This is a genomic window from Quadrisphaera sp. KR29, from assembly GCF_052644995.1.
In genome coordinates this window covers 1-18,657 of sequence record NZ_JBQXXG010000012.1, presented here as the reverse complement: position 1 = coordinate 18,657, position 18,657 = coordinate 1, and the positions used below count along the sequence as shown (strand labels likewise).

17 protein-coding genes, 1 pseudogene and 1 riboswitch are annotated in these 18,657 nt (G+C 75.9%); of the genes and pseudogenes, 6 read left to right on the top strand and 12 right to left on the bottom strand.

Annotation, left to right across the window (positions count from 1 at the left end):
• Nucleotide 1 precedes the first annotated feature (1 nt).
• The 7 genes from ACUN9U_RS12025 to ACUN9U_RS11995 form a co-directional block, all read right to left on the bottom strand.
• Complete coding sequence (locus ACUN9U_RS12025) at nt 2-1,105, bottom strand: ATP-binding protein (protein ID WP_445485232.1); 1,104 nt, start codon at nt 1,103-1,105, stop codon at nt 2-4.
• 132 nt (nt 1,106-1,237) lie between these two features.
• Nucleotides 1,238-2,182 carry an HAD family hydrolase gene (locus ACUN9U_RS12020; protein WP_445485230.1) on the bottom strand — a complete coding sequence of 315 codons (945 nt, stop codon included), beginning with the start codon at nt 2,180-2,182 and terminating at the stop codon, nt 1,238-1,240.
• A complete protein-coding gene (locus ACUN9U_RS12015) occupies nt 2,179-2,928 on the bottom strand; it encodes a metal-dependent transcriptional regulator (protein WP_445485229.1) in 750 nt (249 codons plus the stop codon). The genes ACUN9U_RS12020 and ACUN9U_RS12015 overlap by 4 nt, the downstream gene beginning before the upstream one ends.
• Before the next feature lie 87 nt (nt 2,929-3,015).
• Nucleotides 3,016-3,747, bottom strand: coding sequence for a response regulator (locus ACUN9U_RS12010; protein ID WP_445485228.1), 732 nt, complete (start codon nt 3,745-3,747; stop codon nt 3,016-3,018).
• Nucleotides 3,748-3,849: 102 nt separating this feature from the next.
• Nucleotides 3,850-5,187, bottom strand: coding sequence for an LLM class flavin-dependent oxidoreductase (locus ACUN9U_RS12005; RefSeq protein WP_445485227.1), 1,338 nt, complete (start codon nt 5,185-5,187; stop codon nt 3,850-3,852).
• A complete protein-coding gene (locus ACUN9U_RS12000; protein WP_445485226.1) occupies nt 5,184-6,620 on the bottom strand; it encodes an O-acetylhomoserine aminocarboxypropyltransferase/cysteine synthase family protein in 1,437 nt (478 codons plus the stop codon). Before ACUN9U_RS12000 ends, ACUN9U_RS12005 begins: the two co-directional genes overlap by 4 nt.
• 196 nt (nt 6,621-6,816) lie before the next feature.
• A riboswitch (SAM riboswitch) is annotated at nt 6,817-6,915 on the bottom strand.
• Nucleotides 6,916-6,969: 54 nt separating this feature from the next.
• Nucleotides 6,970-7,434 carry an OsmC family protein gene (locus ACUN9U_RS11995; RefSeq protein WP_445485225.1) on the bottom strand — a complete coding sequence of 155 codons (465 nt, stop codon included), beginning with the start codon at nt 7,432-7,434 and terminating at the stop codon, nt 6,970-6,972.
• Nucleotides 7,435-7,540: 106 nt separating this feature from the next.
• On the opposite strand from ACUN9U_RS11995, the gene ACUN9U_RS11990 reads away from it, so the two are divergent.
• Together ACUN9U_RS11990 and ACUN9U_RS11985 are read left to right on the top strand one after the other, a co-directional pair.
• Entirely contained in the window at nt 7,541-7,939 is a 399-nt protein-coding gene (locus ACUN9U_RS11990; RefSeq protein WP_445485224.1) for a TIGR03618 family F420-dependent PPOX class oxidoreductase, read from the top strand.
• Between the two features lie 57 nt (nt 7,940-7,996).
• Nucleotides 7,997-9,298 (top strand): FAD-dependent oxidoreductase, encoded by a 1,302-nt coding sequence (locus ACUN9U_RS11985; RefSeq protein WP_445485223.1) that lies wholly within the window; start codon nt 7,997-7,999, stop codon nt 9,296-9,298.
• Here ACUN9U_RS11985 and ACUN9U_RS11980 read toward each other — a convergent pair.
• From ACUN9U_RS11980 to ACUN9U_RS11965, 4 genes and pseudogenes are all read right to left on the bottom strand, one after another.
• Nucleotides 9,288-10,963 (bottom strand): annotated as a pseudogene (locus ACUN9U_RS11980) (glycoside hydrolase family 13 protein). The gene ACUN9U_RS11985 and the pseudogene ACUN9U_RS11980 overlap by 11 nt on opposite strands.
• Nucleotides 10,960-11,877 (bottom strand): carbohydrate ABC transporter permease, encoded by a 918-nt coding sequence (locus ACUN9U_RS11975; protein WP_445485222.1) that lies wholly within the window; start codon nt 11,875-11,877, stop codon nt 10,960-10,962. Before ACUN9U_RS11975 ends, ACUN9U_RS11980 begins: the two are co-directional and overlap by 4 nt.
• A complete protein-coding gene (locus ACUN9U_RS11970) occupies nt 11,878-12,687 on the bottom strand; it encodes a carbohydrate ABC transporter permease (RefSeq protein WP_445485332.1) in 810 nt (269 codons plus the stop codon).
• A gap of 62 nt (nt 12,688-12,749) precedes the next feature.
• The gene (locus ACUN9U_RS11965; RefSeq protein ID WP_445485221.1) at nt 12,750-14,015 is read right to left on the bottom strand and encodes an ABC transporter substrate-binding protein; all 1,266 of its coding nucleotides are present in this window, start codon (nt 14,013-14,015) and stop codon (nt 12,750-12,752) included.
• A gap of 126 nt (nt 14,016-14,141) precedes the next feature.
• Between ACUN9U_RS11965 and ACUN9U_RS11960 the strand changes: the two genes are divergently transcribed.
• Nucleotides 14,142-15,401, top strand: coding sequence for an ROK family protein (locus tag ACUN9U_RS11960; protein WP_445485220.1), 1,260 nt, complete (start codon nt 14,142-14,144; stop codon nt 15,399-15,401).
• Nucleotides 15,402-15,447: 46 nt separating this feature from the next.
• On the opposite strand, the gene glpX is transcribed toward ACUN9U_RS11960, so the two are convergent.
• The gene (gene glpX / locus ACUN9U_RS11955; RefSeq protein WP_445485219.1) at nt 15,448-16,464 is read right to left on the bottom strand and encodes a class II fructose-bisphosphatase; all 1,017 of its coding nucleotides are present in this window, start codon (nt 16,462-16,464) and stop codon (nt 15,448-15,450) included.
• 90 nt (nt 16,465-16,554) lie between these two features.
• Between glpX and ACUN9U_RS11950 the strand changes: the two genes are divergently transcribed.
• The 3 genes from ACUN9U_RS11950 to ACUN9U_RS11940 are packed head-to-tail and all read left to right on the top strand — an operon-like array spanning nt 16,555 to nt 18,607.
• A complete protein-coding gene (locus tag ACUN9U_RS11950) occupies nt 16,555-16,899 on the top strand; it encodes an ArsR/SmtB family transcription factor (protein WP_445485218.1) in 345 nt (114 codons plus the stop codon).
• The gene (locus ACUN9U_RS11945) at nt 16,896-17,891 is read left to right on the top strand and encodes a cation diffusion facilitator family transporter (RefSeq protein WP_445485217.1); all 996 of its coding nucleotides are present in this window, start codon (nt 16,896-16,898) and stop codon (nt 17,889-17,891) included. Before ACUN9U_RS11950 ends, ACUN9U_RS11945 begins: the two co-directional genes overlap by 4 nt.
• On the top strand, nt 17,888-18,607 hold the full coding sequence (locus ACUN9U_RS11940; protein ID WP_445485216.1) for a DsbA family protein: 720 nt from the start codon (nt 17,888-17,890) through the stop codon (nt 18,605-18,607). The genes ACUN9U_RS11945 and ACUN9U_RS11940 overlap by 4 nt, the downstream gene beginning before the upstream one ends.
• Nucleotides 18,608-18,657: the final 50 nt, after the last annotated feature.

Below are 18,657 nucleotides of genomic sequence, written 5' to 3'. Positions count from 1 at the left end.
CTCAGGCCCCCAGCTGCCGGACGACCTCCTGCAGGTAGGCGCGCCGCAGGTCCGCGTGGCGCCCGCAGCTGTCCACGGCGGCCAGCAGCTGGCCGGTGCCGCCCAGCTGGGAGGCCTCCTCCACGGCGTCGCGGTAGTCGGCGGCCGCCTGGCGCGCCGAGGCGGGCACCGCCAGGCGCACGGTCACCTCGCGCTGGCCGCGCAGCGCCGCCGCGGCGACCTGCTCGCGCAGCTGGCGGCGCCCCGACTCGAAGCCGCGGGCCGCCGCGTCCAGGCGCGCGGCCACCTGCAGCTCGGCCTCGTGGTGGGGACGGTGGTGGTCCAGGCCCGGCGCGCCGCCGGCGCGGGAGGCGCCGATGCCCGCCGCGGGGGTGGCGAGGAGCACGAGCTGCAGCTCGCGCAGGAGGTCGTCCATGGCCTCCTCGGCGGCGAGCACGGCGGCCACCGGCAGGTCGCGCAGCTCCACCGACCGCGTGACCTCCACCGCCACCATGGTGGAGGTGATGATCCCGGCCGTGGGCGGGTGCGCACCCGACGGCACCGGCGGTGCGGAGCCCGCCCGGGCGGGCCCGGCCGGCACGCCGCGCACCGGAGCCGACGGGTGCCCGACGGGCATCACCGGCCCGCTGTCGTCGTCGCTCCACAGGGCCAGCAGCTGGGCGGTGTCGAGGTCGGGCGCAGCGGCGGGGGCGGCGGCCTCCACCTCGAACCAGACGGCCTTGCCGGCGCCGTGCGGGTGGCTGCCCCAGCGCACGGCCGTGCACGCCACGAGGTCCAGGCCGCGCCCGCTCATGGCGCTGGCCGAGTGCGGCGTGTGCACGGGGGGCAGCGGCGAGGCGTCCTCGACCTCCACGCGCACCCCGCCCTCCAGCGTGGGGCGCAGGTGCACCGAGAAGCCGGTCCGCGCGTGCAGGACGGCGTTGGCGGCCAGCTCGGAGACCAGCAGCCCGGCGTCGTCGGCGCAGCCGCCCAGGCCCACCGCCTCGACCACGCCCATCACGAAGCGGCGCGCCAGGCGCACGGACTCCAGCTGAGCGGGGTACGACGGGGAGACGACGTGGGCGTCCTGCTCCCACGCCGTCACGGCGCCGCGGTCGTCGCCCATGTGCTGCTCTGCCTGCCTCGCGGGGTCTGGTCGGCCAGGGGCCCCACGGTAGGTGATGCCGGCCCCTCCCGTCCCCGACTCCGCCGGGCCGGTGGCGCCCGCCCGCCGGGGCCGCGCCGGCGCCCCCGCCACCTACAGCCGCCCTTCGGCGAGCAGGGAGAGCACCGTGGCGGCCCCGTCGGCCTCCACGGGGCCGCTGACCAGGTGCGCGGCCTCGCGGACGGCGCGGTCGGCCTGCCCCATCGCCACCGCGGTGCCCACCGCGCCGAGCATCGACAGGTCGTTGTCCCCGTCCCCGAGCGCCACCACCCGCTCCAGCGGCGTGCCCGACGCCCGTGACCACCAGCGCAGCGCGGACCCCTTGGTCACCCCGGGCGCGGTGGCGTTGAGCACCGGCACACCGGGCAGGAAGGGGGCGGTGGAGTCCTCCACGTGCAGGCCGAGCCCCTGCAGGACGGCGGTGACCTCCGCGGTGCGGTGCACCTCGAAGACGTCGAGCGTGGCCTTGTCCAGCTCGAGCGCGGCGCCCGCCCCGCTCAGCAGGTCCGCGGCGTCCCCGTCGGGAGCACCGCTGACCTCGGCCCAGCCGACCTGGGCCTCGGCGCGCCGGTCGGTGACGAACATCGCCGTCCCGCTGTACAGCTCGGCGTAGACGCCCTCGCGCACGCACCAGCGCACCAGCTCGTGGGCGGCCTCCCGGGGCAGCGGCCAGCGCGCCAGCACCTCCTCCCTCCGCACGACGGCGGCGCCGTTGTGGACGACGTCCACGGCAGCACCCGGCCCCGCGTGCGCCGCCCCGGCCAGCTGCGCGCGCAGGAGGGCCAGGCCGCGCGGCAGCCGGCCCGTCGCGAAGCCCACCTGCACCCCGGCCGCTGTGGCGCGCGCCGCCGCCTCGACCACGGCGGCGGAGGCGTGCGGCTCGGCGTGCACGGTGGTGCCGTCGACGTCGAGGAAGACCGCCGCGGACCCGCCGGGCGCGGGGCGCCACGCCGCGTGCCGGCCACCGGGGGCCAGCCCCGGTGGCAGCGCCGGCCCCGGCGCGGCTCCCGCGCCGCCGGGGTCCGCCGGACCGCTCACGCCGCGGAGCCCGGGCGCGCCGCGCGCACGACCCGCAGCGCCTCCGCCGCGTCCGGCGGCAGCCGCAGCGGCGCGGCGCCCGCGACCTGGTCCACCACGCCGGCACCGTCCACCACGACGGCACCGACGCGCTCGCCGGTCGCGCCGTGCACCACGACCAGCTCGGCGTCGAGCACCACGCCCCGCTCGGCGAGCCAGCGGAGCACGTCGGGCCGGGCGTCGGAGATCCTCACCACCCGCACGAGCTCCCCGGCCGCGCAGTCGGTGAGCGGCACCGCCTCGGGGCGCTCGTAGGCGCCCTCGGGAGAGGGGATCGGGTCGCCGTGGGGGTCGCGCACCGGGCGCCCGAGCAGCCCGTCGATCCGCTCGAGGAACAGGTCGGAGACGACGTGCTCGAGCACCTCCGCCTCCTCGTGCACCTGGTCCCAGCCGTAGCCGAGGTGCTCCACCAGGTAGGTCTCCAGCAGCCGGTGGCGGCGCACCACGCGCAGCGCCCGGGCGCGCCCGGCGTCGGTGAGCTCGACGGGGCGGTAGGGGGCTGGCACCACCAGTCCCGCGTCGACCAGGCGCTTGACCTGCTCGGAGACCGTGGAGGCGGCCAGCCCCAGCCGGGCCGCGAGCGCCGAGGTGGTGACGGGGGCGTCGTCCCACTCCTGGGCCGACCAGATCGTCTTGAGGTAGTCCTCGGCGACGGCCGTCACGCCGTCACCGGCGTCTCGGGCCTCTCGGGAGCGGTCGGGGGTCACGGGGACGATCGTGGCGCACCCGTGGCGCACCGCGCACACCCCCGCCGCGCACACCCCCGCCGCGCACGCCCCCGGCGCGCGGGCGCCTCAGCGCTCGGCGAGCTCGGCGGCGACAGCGGTGAGGGCCCGGCGCACCACGCCGAGCTCGAGGTGCAGCGGGCGCAGGTCGGCGGCGTCGGGCACCAGGCCGCCCGCGGCGCCGTCCTCGGCGGCGCGCAGCAGCTCCTCCAGGCGCGGGGCACCGAGGTTGGCGGCACCGCCGGCCAGGCGGTGCGCCAGCGCCTGCACCTCCCCGGCGTCCCCGCGGCGGGCCGCCGCGACCAGCTGCCCCAGCGCCGCGGGCGCCTGCTCGGCGAAGGAGGTGAGCAGCCTGCGGAACAGCCGCCGCTCGGCGGGGTCGGCGAGGTCGCCGAGGTCGGCCAGGCGGGCGAGCACCTGCGCCACGACCACGCGGGTGGGCGCGTCGGCGGCCTCCTCGACGGCCTCGAGCAGGGCCGTGACGGCGAACGGCTTGCGCAGGTAGCTGCCGCCCAGGGCCAGTCCCGCCTCGACGTCGGCCGGCAGCGCCCGCCCCGAGAGGAACACCACCGGAAGCCCCGCCGTCCCGGCGTCGCCGCGCAGGTCGGCCACCAGGCCCAGCCCGCTGCCACCGGGCATGAACATGTCGCTGACGAGGACGTCGGGCAGCGCGTCGTCGAGCTGGTGCCGCGCCGCGGGGGCGGAGCCGACGGAGCGGACCTCGTGACCGGCGCGCTGCAGGCGCGAGGCGATGAGCTCGCGGGAGACGTCGTCGTCCTCCACGACGAGCACGCTGACCACACCGACCTCCAGCAGGGACGCACCGCGCGGGCGGACGTCCCGCCCCTGCTCTGCATCGGCGCGCGGGGCGCCGCACCTGAGCCCGCCGCCCGCGGCGGCGGGTCAGAAGTCGAAGAGGTTGGCGCGCGCCCCGCCGTCGCCGAGCTCGCGGCGCAGCACGCCGCGGCGGCGCAGGGCGGGCACCAGCTCGTCCAGGAGGCGGTGCAGGGTCACCGGGTGCAGGTCACCGGAGAGCAGCACGCCGTCGTTGTCGGCCTCCTCGCCCAGCTCCTCGACGAGGTCGGCGACCTCCTCGGCGGTGCCGACCAGGCCCTCCCGCCGCGCCACCAGGCCCTTGCGCGAGCGGCGGAGCAGCACCTCGCGCAGCGGCGTCGCCGCGGGGTCGCCGACGCCGGCGAAGAAGCCCTTGAGGGTCCCGCGCGAGACGTGCTGGCCGAAGGCCTCCGCGGGCAGCGGGGCGTCGAGGTCGTGCGCGGTGAGGTCGGTCTCCAGGTCGCTGGACCAGTGGCCGGCCACGGCCAGCAGGTCGGCGTCGCTGGGGTCCAGCGACGCCGCGACGACGCGCTCGGCCTCCTCGCGGGAGGCGACCACCTCGGCCTTGACCCAGAAGAGGACGCGCACGTCCTGCGCGCTCCGCCCGGCCTCGCGCGCGGCCTCGTGGACGCGGGCGCGGTGGGCGCGGACGCTGGCGGGGTCCAGCGGTGCGTAGGCCAGCTGGACGTCGGAGTGCGCCCCGGCGTAGGCCAGGCCGCGCGGGGAGCCGCCCGGTGAGACCACCAGCGGCTCCCCCTCCCGGCCGCCGTCGAAGGGCGCGGCGTTGAGGGGGCCGGTGACGTCGAAGTACCGGCCCTCGTGGTGCCGGGCGGCGATGCGGGTGCCGTCGGCGTAGCGCCCCGCGGGCGCGCTGCCGTCGCCGTCCGCGAGCGCGCCGTCCTCCCAGGACCGCCAGAGGTCCTTGACCAGCGAGGTCCACTCCTCGGCACGGTCGTAGGCGGCGTCGTGGTCGAGCGCCGGCGCGCCCACGTGCCGGGCGCTGCCGGTGTCGGTGACCACGTTGAGCCCGAAGCGACCGCCCGAGAGGTGCTGCAGCGTGGCGGCCTGCCGCGCGGCGAGGTAGGGCGGGGTGACACCGGCGTTGACGGTGGGCACCAGGCCGATCCGCGAGGTGGCGGCGAACAGGTAGGGGGCAAGCAGCAGGGGGTCGTGCTTGGGGCCGCCGTAGGCGCCGCGCACCCGCAGCTCCAGGGTGTCCGGGCTGCCCAGGGAGACCGCGTCCTCCATGACCACCAGGTCGACGCCCGCCTGCTCCAGCTCGCGCACGGCCTGCTGGTAGACCTCCGGGCGCCGCCAGTCCCACCCCCACGCCCAGTCCGGGCGCCCCCAGCCCTGCGGGCCGAAGCCGCGCGAGAAGAAGTACCCGACGTGCTGCAGGCGGCTCACGCGGCACCGTCCTGCGCAGCGCCCTCGAGGCTGTCGGCGTGGGGGGTCACCAGCTCGGCCGCCACGAGCGCGCGGCGCAGGTCGGCCTGCAGGTCCTCGACGTCCTCGATGCCCACCGACAGGCGCACGGTGCCGGGGTGCACGCCGGCGCGCTCGCGCTGGGCCGGCGTGCGGTGGGCGTGGGTGGTGGAGGCCGGGTGCACCACCAGGGAGCGCACGTCGCCCAGGTGGGTCATGTGGCTGAACAGCTGCAGCGACTCGATGAAGCGCCGGGCCGCCGGCGCTCCCCCGCGCAGCGTCACCGCCAGCACCGACCCCGAGCCGCGGGGCAGGTAGCGGCGGGCGCGCAGGTGCGAGGGGCTGGAGGCCAGGCTGGCGTGGTCGACCCCGGCGACGGCCGGGTGGCGCTCCAGCCAGCTGGCCAGCAGCGCGGCGCTCCGGCAGTGCTGCGCCACCCGCAGCGACAGCGTCTCCACCCCCTGCTGCACGAGGAAGGCGTTGAAGGGGGACAGGACGGGGCCGAAGCGCGCCGCGACCGCGTGGCGCGCGTGCTCGGCGTAGGCGCGCTCCCCGTGCAGGTCCAGCCAGCTGCGCCCGCCGAGCACCGCGCTGGGCTCGGCCAGCTGCGGGAACAGGAGGTCCCCGCCGGGGGCGCGCCCCTGCCACGGGAAGCCGGTGCCGACGACGACGACCCCGCCGAGCGCCGTGCCGTGGCCGGAGAGGAACTTGCTGGCCGAGTGCACCACCACGTCGGCGCCGTGCTCGAGGGGGCGCAGGAGGTAGGGGGTGGCCAGGGTGTTGTCCACGACGAGCGGCACGCCGTGGGCGTGGGCGACCCCGGACACCGCGGCGACGTCGAGCACCTCGTTGCGGGGGTTGGACAGCGACTCCGCGAACAGCACCCGCGTGGTCGGGCGCAGCAGGCGGCGCCAGGCGGCCGGGTCGGCGTGGTCGTGCACGAAGTCGACCTCGATGCCGAACCGGGCGAAGTTCTCCTCGAACAGGCCGCGCGAGCCCTCGTAGAGGTGGTCGGAGGCCAGCAGGTGGTCACCGGCCTGCAGCAGGCCCAGCAGCGCCGTGGTGATGGCGGCCTGGCCGGACCCCACCACGAGGGCCTCGGTCCCGCCCTCCAGCGCCGCGAGGCGCCGCTCGAGGGCGGCGGTCGTGGGGTTGGCGACCCGGGAGTAGACGAAGCCGTCCTCCTCGCCCGAGAAGCGAGCGGCAGCGGAGGCGGAGTCCTCGAAGCGGAAGCCGGCGGAGACGTGGATCGGCGCCACGCGGTCCCCGTGACCGCCGGGCACCCCGGCGTCACCGGCGTGCACCTGCTGCGTGGTGAAGCCGTAGGGGCGGGGGCGCACCACCGGCGGGGCCACCGCGGGCTGGACGGGACGGACGGGCTGGGGCAGGGACGGGAGGGCGGTCTGGGCGGACATGGGGGACCTCTCGGGCGCGCCGCTGCTGGCGGCGCCGCGGCCGGCCCGTCGTCGGGCGGCGCGGGGGGCGGTGGGGGCTGGCGGGGCGCTGGTCAGCGCCGACAGCCGCCACCAGCGGTGGGGGCGAGGTCGATGTGCAGGCGCCGCGTGAGGACGCCGGGGAGAGCGGGGGCGGGTCGGGACGTGCGCACGGTGTCCTCCATCGGCCGTGGCGGGAGCACCTGACGCCGTCCGGGGACTGCGCTGGTTGCTGCGGCGTCGACGAGCCACGTCTCTCGGCCGCTCTGGATGGTCGCGACGACGGTAGGGGCGGCGCGCCCCGACCGTCAACAGGGCGCGCCGACGGCCCTCAGCCGAGCGGGGCGCGGTGCCAGGAGCTGCTGTAGGCCAGCCCGCTGCGCTGGAACATCTGCGTCACCGGGCAGCGGCGCTCGGTCTCCGCCTGGAAGGTCTCGAAGACCTCCTCGGAGGCGTCGGTCTGCACCGTCACCTGGACGGTGACGCGCTCGAAGTTGGCGTTGCCCTCGGCCCCGCCGGCGATGACGGAGGGGTCCAGGTCGCCCTGGATGCGGAAGGACCAGGTGCCCACGGCGATGCCCAGGCCGGAGGCGACCAGGCTGCCGGTGACCTGGTTGCAGCTGGTCAGGGCTCCCAGCAGGTAGCTCAGGGGGCTGGGGGCGGCGTCCTGCCCGCCGAAGGAGGGGTAGGTGTCGGCGGTGAAGACGTGCTCGTGCTCACCGGCGACCACCAGGCGCTGGGCCACACCGGTGCCCTCGGCGTCGAGGACGAAGGGCACGGTCTGCTTGACGGGCATGGCGAGAGGATACCTGTCGCGCACGACGGGTCAAGGACGACCGACCGCTCGGTGAGCGCTCAGGGCCCGCGCGGCGCGCGCCGCCGGCGCGCCGCAGGATGACCCGGTGAGCACTCCCCTGCCCCAGCCCCTGCTCGACCTCCTGCGCCACCCCTCGCCGTGCTTCGTGGCCACGCTCATGCCCGACGGCTCCCCCCAGCTGACCCAGACCTGGGTCAGCACCGACGGGGAGCACGTCATCATCAACGTCGTCGACGGGATGCAGAAGGCCCGCAACGTCGCCCGCGACCCGCGCGTCGCGGTCAACGTCGTCGACCCCGACGACCCGTTCCGCTTCTTCCAGGTGCGCGGCCGGGTGGTCCGGGCCACCACCGAGGGCGGGCGGGAGAGCATCGACGAGCTGTCCATGAAGTACCTCGGCCGGCCGTACCCCCAGTTCGACGGCGGCGGCACCCGCCTGGTGCTGACCATCGCCGCCGACTCGGTGAGCTCCCCGCAGGGCTGACGCGACCCGCCGCGGCGAGGGCTCGACCCGCGCCGCGGCGGGGTCCACCATGGGCGGGTGAGCGCACCCGGGCGCACCACCTGCGCCGTCGTCGGGGGCGGGCCGGCGGGCGTCGTCCTGGGGCTGCTGCTGGCCCGCGCCGACGTCGAGGTGACCGTGCTGGAGAAGCACGCCGACTTCCACCGCGACTTCCGCGGCGACACCGTGCACCCCAGCACGCTGCAGCTCCTGGACGAGCTGGGCCTGTCCGAGCGCTTCGACGCCCTGCCGCGCAGCGAGGTGCGCCGGGTGGAGCTGGCCGACGGCCTCGTCGCAGCCGACCTCGACCGGCTCGGCAGGCTGCTGCCGCGCCTGCGCCACCCCTACATCGCGCTGGTGCCCCAGTGGGACCTGCTGACCCTGCTCGCGGACGCCGCCCGCGAAGAGCCGGCGTTCACGCTCGTCACCAGCACGGAGGTGACCGGCCTGCTCACCGGCCCGGCCCGCGAGACGCGCACCGGCCTGCGCGCCACCGGCGTGAGGTGGCGCAGCACCGACGGGTCCGGCGCCACCGGGGAGCTCCGGGCGGACCTCGTGGTCGCCTGCGACGGCCGCTGGTCGGCGGTGCGCCGCGCCGCGGAGCTGGTGCCCCGCGAGCGCGAGGTCCCCTTCGACGCGTGGTGGTTCCGGCTGCCCCTGGGCGCCGAGGAGCCCCTGCCGCGGCTGCTGCCGGTCGTCGCGCCGGGGCGCGCGCTCGTGGTCATCCCCCGCCGCACCGCCACGGAGCGGTACCTGCAGGTCGCCTACCTGGGCCCCAAGGGCACCGACGCGGCGCTGCGGGCCCGCGGCGTGGAGGCCTTCCGCCGCGACGTCGCCGAGCTGCTGCCCGACCGCGCCGCCGCGGTCCTGTCCCCGGACTCGATCCGCTCCCTGGACGACGTGCCCGTGCTCGACGTGCGCCTCTCGCGGCTGCCGGTGTGGCACCGGGAGGGCCTGCTCTGCATCGGTGACGCCGCGCACGCCATGTCCCCGGTGGGAGGGGTCGGGATCAACCTCGCCGTGCAGGACGCCGTCGCCGCAGCTCGCCTGCTCGCGGCCCCCCTGCGCGAGGGCCGCCTGCGCCGCTCCCACCTCGCGGCGGTCCAGCGCCGGCGCACCCTGCCGACGGTGCTCACGCAAGCCGCGCAGCAGCAGGCGCACCGCCGCGTGGTCGCCCCGGTGCTGGCGGGTGCCCTGGGCGGTCCGCCGCGCCTGGTCACCACGGCGCTGCGGTGGGCGCCGTGGCTGTCGGTGCTGCCGGCCTACCTGGTGGGGGTGGGCGTGCGGCCCGAGCGAGCTCCCACCTGGGCCCGCCGGGCCCCCGCCCCGGTCAGCCGCTGACCACCCAGGCCGTCGTCGAGGGCGGCAGCCGGCCGGCGTCGTCGAGGGGTCCGCTGGTGAGCACGAGCTCCCCGGCCGGCAGGTCCACCGCCGGCCCGGAGCCGTCGGCGGCGCCGACGTTCACCACGCAGTGCCAGCGCCCGCCCCCGCCGGCGGGGCGCGACCAGTGCAGGACGTCCGCGGCCGATGGCTCCCACCTCAGCTCCTCGGGGCCCAGCAGGCCCCGGCGCAGCGAGAGGGCGGCGCGGTGCAGCTGGAGGGTGGAGCCGGGGTCGGCCCGCTGCACCGAGGCCGCGGCACCGGCGAACCACGCCGGCTGCGGCAGGTGCGGGGCGGCGCCGCCGTCCGGGCCGAAGCCGAAGGACGTGCCGCCGGCGGTCCACGGCAGCGGCACGCGGCACCCGTCGCGCCCCTTCTCGGCGCCCCCGGAGCGGACGGCCATCGGGTCCTGCAGCACCTGCGGGGGCAGGTCGGCCACCTCGTGCAGCCCCAGCTCCTCACCCTGGTAGAGGTAGGTCGAGCCGGGCAGGGCCAGCTCGAGCAGCAGCCCCGCGCACGCCCGGCGCAGCCCGAGCGCGCGGTCGAGAGCGGGCGCGGCGCCGTCCCGGGTGACCCACGCCTTGGCCGCCTCCTGCGAGGAGAGCTCGGGGTCCGGCGGCAGGCCGTAGCGGCTGGCCGCTCGCACGCAGTCGTGGTTGGCCAGCGTCCACGTGCACGAGGCGCCCACCTCGAGCTGCTGCAGGCCCAGCTCCGCGCCGCGGCGCAGCTCGGCGGCGTCCCACCCCGCCTCGAACAGGTCGAAGCTGAAGGCCTGGCCGAGCGTGGAGGGGTCGGAGTAGCGCCAGCGCCGCGAGGGGTGCACCGAGGCCTCGGCGACGGCGGCCCGGGGCGGGTCGTAGGAGTCGAAGAGCTGGCGCCACTCGCGGTAGACGTCCATGAGCTCGTCGCGGTCCCACAGGGGGTGGCTGCCGTCGTCGAAGAGCGCGGTGTGGGTGCTGGGCAGCTCCACGTGGAGGTTGTCGTCCACGGCCCGCACCAGCCCGTGCGCGACGTCCACCCGGAACCCGTCCACGCCGCGGTCGGCCCAGAACCTCAGGGTGGCCAGGAAGTCCTCGCGGACCTCGCGGTTCGACCACTCCAGGTCGGGCTGCTCCCTGGCGAAGGCGTGCAGGTACCACTGCCCGTCGCCGACGGGCTCCCACGCCGAGCCGCCGAACAGCGACCTCCACGTGGACGGCGGCTCGCTCATGGGGCCCGCGGGCCCGTCGCGCCCGTCGCGGAAGACGTAGCGGGCGCGGGCGGCCGACCCCCGCGGCGAGGCCAGCGCCTCGCGGAACCACGGGTGCCGGTCGGAGGTGTGGTTGGGCACGACGTCGACGAGCACGCGGATCCCGGCGGCGTGCAGCGCCGCCGTCATCTCGTCGAAGTCGGCCAGCGTCCCCAGGCGCGGGTCGACGTCGCGGTGGTCGTCGACGTCGTACCCCCGTCCGACAGGGCGGAGGGGTAGAACGGCGAGAGCCAGACCGCGTCGACGCCGAGGGCGACCAGGTGCGGCACGCGCGAGGTGACCCCGCGCAGGTCGCCGACGCCGTCGCCGTCGGCGTCGGCGAAGGAGCGGGGGTAGACCTGGTAGACGACGGCCTGGCGCCACCAGGGGGAGCTCACTTGATGGCACCCCGCGTCACGCCCGACATCACCCAGCGCTGGGCGAAGACGTAGACGATGATCGTCGGCGCCATCGCCATGAGGTAGCTGGCGAACGCCACGTTGTAGTCCGTGGAGAAGGAGCTCTGGAAGATCTGCTGGATCACCGGGATCGTCTGCAGGTCGGGGTTGGCGGTGATGAGCGACGGCATCATGAAGTCGTTCCACGCCGCGAGGAAGGCGAAGATGCCGACGGTGGCGTTCATGGGCGCCAGCAGCGGGAAGACGAGCCTCCAGAACACCTGCCAGGTGGTGGCGCCGTCGATGCGGGCGCTCTCCTCCAGCTCACCCGGGATGGAGCGCAGGAAGGCGGAGTAGAGCAGCACGCTGAACGACAGCTGGAACAGCACGTGCAGCACCGCCACCCCGACGGGGTTGTCCAGGCTGAGGTAGGCGGTGAGCTTCACCTGCGGCAGGGCGATCACCGGGAAGGGGATGAACATCGCGGCGAGCAGGTAGAAGTAGCTGTACCGGAACAGCCGGCGGTCCCACTGGCGCACGATGGCGTACGCCGCGAGGGAGGCCAGCAGGATCACCCCCGCGACGCTGACGGCGGCCACCAGGACCGAGATGGCGAACGCGGTGGGGAACCCGACCAGGTTCCAGGCGTCGGCGAAGCTGCCCGGGTTGAACGGCGCGGGCAGGGAGAAGCCGTTGCCGTCCACCGACTGCTCCGGCGTCTTGAACGCCATGGTGATCGTCAGGTAGAGCGGCAGCAGGACGGTGAGGGCGCACACGGCCAGGACGCCGGTGAGGAGCCACGCACTGCGGTTGGCGCGACCGGTCACGGCCCCGCCCCCGTGCTGGTGCCCCTCGTTGCGGCGGGCGTTCCTGGCGGCGGCCTCGACGGAGGCCGGGTCGGCGGTGATGGCCATCTACAGAGTCACCCCTCGGCGGTTGATGATGCGGAGCTGGGCGATGGAGATCAGCACGGTGATGACGAAGAAGACCACCGCGTTGGCCATCTGGTAGGCGTAGTCACCGCTGGTGAAGCCCGTGAAGATGGTCATGGCGACCGACGACGTCGCCGTCCCGGGGCCGCCGTTGGTGAGGCCGACGATGATGTCGTAGGCGTTGAGGAAGTTCTTGAAGCCGAGCACGGTGTTGATCACCACGTAGCCGGCCACCAGCGGCAGCGTGATGGCGGTGAACTGGCGCCACGGGGTCGCGCCGTCCAGCGAGGAGGCCTCGTAGACCTCCTCGGGGATGGCGAGCAGCCCGGCGAGGTAGATGATCAGCGCGCTCGGGATGGCCTGCCACGCCGTGACGACGACGACGGCGACCCAGGCCCAGTCCTCGTTCGCGAGGATGCTGCTGCCGCCGAAGACCGCGGGGATCGACGTCGAGAAGATGTAGTTGAAGACGTAGGCGATGACGATGCCCGAGACGACCATGGGGATGAAGAAGATCCCCCGCAGCGCGGTCTTGAACTTGATCCTGGAGTTCAGCAGCACCGCGAGGAACAGCGCGATGGCGTTGACCAGGAGCACCGTCACCACCGAGAAGCCGATGGTGAACCCGTACGCGGACAGGATGCGCGGGTCGGTGAAGAGCACCAGGTAGTTGGCCAGGCCCACGAAGCTGTAGTCGCCGTACCCGACGTAGTTGGTCACGGAGAAGTACATGCCGGCCAGGGCCGGGCCGATGATCAGCAGCGTGAAGAGCAGCAGCGCGGGCAGCAGCATCACGTAGAAGGCGGCGTCGACCTTCCTGCGCGTGCGCCGCGCGGGGGCGGGGGCGGCGGCGCTCACGCCAGGGCCGACCGAGCAGCGAGCCGGTCCCAGTCGGCGTCGAGGGTGCGCAGCATGCCGTCTCCGTCTCCGTCGAGCAGGGCGCCCTGGAAGTAGTTCTCCAGGGGGATGGTGTTGGGCACGAAGGTGCTCGAGCCCTGGTAGATGCGGCCGGCCTCGAGGTAGGGGGCGAGCCCGGCGGTGCGCGGGTCGGTGGTGCCCTGGGCGCCCTGGAGGGGGGAGAAGGCGAGGTTCTCCTGGTTGTAGGTGGTGCAGACCTCCGGCCGCATCATCCACTGGACGAACTTCACGGCCTCCTCGACGTCAGCGCTGGCGGTGGGCACCCACAGCGCGAGGTCGAGGTTCACGCGGGCGGCGCGGTCGTCGGGGTCCTCGGTCATGGGGAGGGAGAACGTCCCGAGCTCGAGGTCGGGGTCGGTCTTGGCGATCTCCCCCAGCGCCCACGGCCCCTGGCAGTACATGGCGACGCCCCCCTGTCCCATGGCGAGGTTGCCGTCGGCGTAGGTCCGGGAGGGGAAGTCGGGGTTGAAGAACTCGCGCAGCGCGAGGATGTTCGTCATCACCGGGCCGAAGGTCTCCAGGAACGTCGGCTTGCCGGCCTCGTCGCCCTCGGCCAGCTTGGCCTCGTAGAAGGCGGGGACGTCGGCGCCGGACCCGGTCGCGTAGTCCCACAGGCCCTGGCGGGTGGTCCAGGGGTCGCGCGCGGTGGTGTAGATCGGCGTGACGCCCGCGGCCCGAAACTGCTCGCAGGCCGCCACCAGCTCGCTGAACGTCGTCGGCACCTCGATGCCGTTGTCGGCGAAGAGCCGCACGTTGTAGATGACGCCGGCGGCGGTCACCGACCAGGGCAGCACGCTGGTCTGGCCCTGGTAGTTCGCGTACTGGTCGACCAGGGACTGGTAGTCGGGGTTGATGGTGCCGGCCTCGGGCAGGTCGGCGAGGTCGGTGAGCACGCCGCCCCGCACGTAGTTCGAGGTCTCGAGGTTGTAGTTGTAGCAGGCGACGTCCGGCGGGGCGCCGCGCACGAACTGCGGGACGATCGAGGTCTGCGTCCCGTCGTGGTCGATGGTGACCGCGTCCTGGGTGGCGTTGTACTGAGCGGCCAGGTCGTCGAAGTAGGCGAGCACCTCGGGCTTGTTGGCCACCCAGCGCAGCGTCTCGCGCCCGCCGCCGGCGCTGGCGCCGCAGCCGGCCAGCGAGAGCGGCAGGGCGCCCGCGGCGGCGCCGAGGCCGACCAGCCGGAGCAGGGAGCGGCGGCTCATGGCACCGCCGGGAGGACCGTCCACAGGCACCCCTTCGTGCTGGGCCCCGTCACGCGGAGCCATTTGATTGACGTCGTGAAGCAACTGCGAGAGCGTGGCACCGTGGCCGCCGTAGAGTCAAGCCCCGTGCGCAGCGCCCGCCCGGGGCAGCGGGAGAGGGCGACCTCCACCCGCTCGCTGCGCCTCGCCTCCACGGCGGCCGTCCTCGACGCGCTCTGGCACGGGGACGCCGTGACCGGGAGCGACCTCATCGCCACCACGGGCCTGACCCGCGCGACGGTGCACGACGTCTGCGCCGACCTCATCGCCGCAGGCTGGGTGGAGGAGCTGGCCGACCAGCGCGCGCACGGCAGCTACGCCCGCGGCCGCCCGGCGCGGCGCTACGGGCTGCGGGCGCGCGCCGGCGTCGTCGTGGGCCTGGAGGCCTCGAGCGCGCGCTGCGCCGCGCTGGTCACCGACCTGCTCGGCGCCCGCGTCGGTGCGGCGGAGAGCGCGTGCCGGCGGGACGCCGGGGAGCGCCGGACGGCGGCGGCCGAGGCGGTGGCCGCAGCCCTGGCCGAGGCGGGCGCGAGCGCGGACGACGTGCTGGCCTGCACCGTGGCCGTGCCGGCGCCGGTCGCCGCCTCCGGGCGCGTGGAGGTGCGGAGCAACCCCTACTGGGTGCTGATGGAGGCCGGCCTGCGCGAGCACCTCGAGCGTCTGCTGCCCTGCCCGGTCCGCCTGGCCAACGACGCCGACCTGGCCGCCCTGGCCGAGGGGCGCTCCGGCGCCGCCGCGGGCCTGCTCGACCACGCGACCGTCCTCGCGGACGGCGGCTTCGGGGCGGGCCTGGTGACCGCCGGGTCGCTCGTGCGCGGCCGCTGGGGCCGCGGTGGGGAGATGCGCTGGCTCGACCTGGTCACCGGGGTGGGCGCGCCGGTGGGCCTCGGCCCGCTCCTGGCCCTGTGGGACGAGCGCGGCACCGACGTCGCGCCGGACCCGCCCGGGCCCCTCGAGGCCGAGCCGGGCACCGGCGACCTCGAGGCCGACATCGAGCGCGCCCGCCAGCTGCTGCGCCTCGCCGCCGACGGTGACGGGCACGCCCTCGCCCTCGCCGACCGCGCCGGGCAGCACCTGGCCCGCGTGGTGGCCACCGCCGCCGGCCTGTTCGACCCGGAGGTGGTGGTCGTGGCCGGGGAGCTGGCCGAGGACCTGGGGCCGGTCGTCGACGTCGCGGCGCGACTGCTGCCCGACCTGCTCGACGAGCCGGTGCCGCGCCTGGTCGCCTCGGCGCTGGGAGGGGGCGTCATCGCGCTCGGCGCCGTCCAGCAGGCGCTGGACGACGTCCGCGCGGGCGCCCTGGAGCTGCGCCTGCCGGGCGCCGCCGCCTCCCTCGCCGAGCGCTGACCCCCGTCGGGGCCGGCGCCCGGCTGCCGTTCAGGTGGTCAGGCGCTCACAGCCACTTGGAGGCCTGGTGCTCGGCGACGATGCGGCGCACCGTGCCCGAGGCCGACCGCAGCACGATCGACTCGGTCCTCACGATGCCGTCGAGGTGGCGCACCCCGTCCAGCAGCCCGCCGTCGGTGACGCCCGTGGCCACGAAGAAGGAGTGCTCGCCCGCCACGAGGTCGTCCACCTCGTACACGTGGTCCATCTGCAGGCCCGCCGCCTGGCCGCGCTCGCGCTCGGCGTCGTCGCCGGGGGCCAGCACGCCCTGCATGAACCCGCCGAGGGCCTTCACGGCGCACGCCGTGGTCACCCCCTCGGGGCTGCCGCCGATGCCCACGCACATGTCGATGCGCGTGCCGCCGCGCGCGGCGTTGATCCCCCCGGCGACGTCGCCGTCGAGCAGGAGCCGCGTCCCGGCGCCCGCCTCGCGGATCTCCCGCACGAGCCCCTCGTGGCGGGGCCTGTCGAGGATGGCCACGACGACCTCGTCCGGGCGCTTGCCCAGCGCCGAGGCCAGGGCCCGGATGTTCTCCCCCACGGGCTTGCGGATGTCGACGACGCCGCGTCCGGCGGGGCCGGTGACGAGCTTGTCCATGTAGAAGACGCTGGAGGCGTCGAGCATGGCGCCGCGGTCGGCCACGGCGATGACCGACAGCGCGTTCTGGCGCCCGGCGGCGGCCATCGAGGTGCCGTCCACGGGGTCGACGGCGATGTCGCAGGCGGGCCCCTGGCCGTTGCCGACCCGCTCTCCGTTGAAGAGCATGGGCGCCTCGTCCTTCTCACCCTCGCCGATGACGACGACGCCGTCGAAGGAGACGGTGGACAGGAAGGCGCGCATGGCGTCGACGGCGGCGCGGTCGACGGCGATCTTGTCGCCCTTGCCGATGAAGGGGACCGCGCGGATGGCCGCGGCCTCGGTCGCCCGGACCAGCTCCAGGGCCAGGTTGCGGTCCGGGCGGCCGACGCGCGCGTCGCTGTCGGGGTCGGCCGGGTCGCTGGTGGACGAGGTGGTGTGCGTCATCGCGGTTCCTCCGTCGGCTGCTCGGGGCCGGGTGTCGGCGGGGCTGCCGCGATCCTGCCACAGTTCACCCCTTGCTGTATGATCAGGGTCGTGGCCGCCGTGACGAGCGCCTTCGCGGAGACCAGCACCGCCGCCGGCGCGCGGGTGCTGGCCCGCTTCGGCCACGCCCTGTCCGACCCCACCCGCGCCCGCCTCCTGCTGGCCCTGCGCCAGGAGCCCGGGTACCCCGCCGACCTGGCGGAGCAGCTGGGCGTCTCCCGGCAGAACCTCTCCAACCACCTCGCCTGCCTGCGCGGCTGCGGCCTGGTGGTGGCGTCCCAGGAGGGCCGGCGGGTGCGCTACGCCCTCACCGACCCTGCGCTCGGCCACGCCCTGGAGGACCTGCTGTCCGCCGTCGCCGCCGTCGACCCCCTGGCCGAGGCGGGGCACCGGTGAGCCACGGGCACAGCCACGCCGGCGCGGCGGGCACGGACCGCAGGCGCCTGGCGACCGCCCTGGCCACCACCCTCGTCGTCCTCGTCAGCGGGGTGGTCGGCGGGCTCGTCACCGGCTCGCTGGCGCTGCTGGCCGACGCCGGCCACATGCTCACCGACGCCGCGGGCCTCGGCGTCGCCCTGCTCGCCTCGAGCCTGGCGCTGCGCCCGGCGACCGAGGCGCGCACGTGGGGGCTGCAGCGCGCCGAGGTCCTGGCGGCCGTGCTGCAGGCGGCGCTGCTGCTCGCCGTGGGGGTCCTCATCGCTGTCGAGGGCGTCCGGCGGCTGATCGACCCGCCGGCCGTCGCCTCCACCGGCATGCTCGTCTTCGGCGCGGTCGGGCTGGTCGGCAACGCCGTCGCGCTGTGGGTCCTCACCCGGCGCGGCGCCGACGGCCCCGGCCACCGGGACCTCCACCACGACGAGGACGGACCCCAGCACGACGACGGGGGCCACCGCGCCGCGCCGATGAGCCTCAACCGCCGGGCCGCCGTCCTGGAGGTCGTCAGCGACGGCCTGGGCTCGGTGGCGGTGCTCCTCGCGGCCGGCGTCATCGCCGTCACCGGATGGGCCCGCGCCGACGCGCTGGTCTCCCTGCTCATCGGCCTCCTCATCGTGCCCCGCACCGTCGTCCTGCTGCGGGAGGCCACCGACGTCCTCCTGGAGGCGGTGCCGCGCGGTCTCGACCTGGCGGCCGTGCGCCAGCACCTCCTGGAGCAGCCCCACCTCATGGCCGTCCACGACCTCCACGCCAGCCAGATCAGCACGGGCCTGCCCGTGCTGACCGCACACGTGGTCCTGGACGACTCCTGCTTCACCGACGGGCACGCCCCCGAGGTGCTCGACCAGCTCCAGGCGTGCGTGGCCGGCCACTTCCCCGTCAGCATCACGCACTCGACCTTCCAGGTGGAGCCAGCCAGCCACGCCGACCACGAGCACGGGGTGCACGCATGACCGCACGCAGGACCGCGGGAGGCGCGAACGAGCGCCCCCGGCGGACGGGCAGCGCGAGGACGCGCCTGCTCGCCTCGATCGTCGCCCTCACCACGGCCGCCAGCGTGGTCGCGGTCGCCGCGGCGGGCCGCTCCCCCGGCGGCGCAGCCGGCGCCGCGCCGCCCTCCCTGGTGCGGTGGGACAGCCACCGGCTCGCCGAGGAGGGGTGGCAGGGCGGTCAGCGAGCGACGGGTGAGCCGGTGCAGCTCGTCGAGTTCATCGACTTCGAGTGCCGGCGCTGCCGCGCCACGCAGCCCTTCATCGACGAGCTGCGCGCCGACTACGCGGGCCGCGTCGACTTCGTGGTGAGGTACTTCCCCCTGCCCGGGCACGCCAACTCGACCCACGCGGCGATCGCCGTCGAGGCCGCTGCGCGCCAGGGAGCCTTCGCGGAGATGGCTGAGGTCATGTGGGCCACCCACGGGCACTGGGGCCGCTCCAGCCAGCCGCAGACCTCCCTCTTCCGCAGCTTCGCCGCGGAGCTCGGCCTGGACATGCACGCCTACGACGCGGCGGTCGCCGACCCGGCCACCGCCGCACGGGTCCGGCAGGACTTCGAGGACGGCGTGGCGCTCGGGGTCACGGGCACCCCGACGCACTTCCTGGACGGGGTGCTCGTGCGGCCCGTCGACGAGGCGGACTTCCGCGAGATGCTGGACGCGGCCCTGGCCTCCTGAGGGCACCGCTGCCGCTGCGCCCGCTGGCGGGCGCTGTGGGCGCCCGTTGA

Coding starts and splice junctions, on each gene's coding strand:
- ACUN9U_RS12025 (WP_445485232.1), bottom strand. CDS start 1,105: ATGGGCGACGACCGCGGCGCCGTGACGGCGTGGGAGCAGGACGCCCAC.
- ACUN9U_RS12000 (WP_445485226.1), bottom strand. CDS start 6,620: ATGTCCGCCCAGACCGCCCTCCCGTCCCTGCCCCAGCCCGTCCGTCCC.
- ACUN9U_RS11995 (WP_445485225.1), bottom strand. CDS start 7,434: ATGCCCGTCAAGCAGACCGTGCCCTTCGTCCTCGACGCCGAGGGCACC.
- ACUN9U_RS11975 (WP_445485222.1), bottom strand. CDS start 11,877: ATGGCCATCACCGCCGACCCGGCCTCCGTCGAGGCCGCCGCCAGGAAC.
- ACUN9U_RS11970 (WP_445485332.1), bottom strand. CDS start 12,687: ATGCTGCTGCCCGCGCTGCTGCTCTTCACGCTGCTGATCATCGGCCCG.
- ACUN9U_RS11965 (WP_445485221.1), bottom strand. CDS start 14,015: ATGAGCCGCCGCTCCCTGCTCCGGCTGGTCGGCCTCGGCGCCGCCGCG.
- glpX (WP_445485219.1), bottom strand. CDS start 16,464: ATGACGCACACCACCTCGTCCACCAGCGACCCGGCCGACCCCGACAGC.
- ACUN9U_RS11940 (WP_445485216.1), top strand. CDS start 17,888: ATGACCGCACGCAGGACCGCGGGAGGCGCGAACGAGCGCCCCCGGCGG.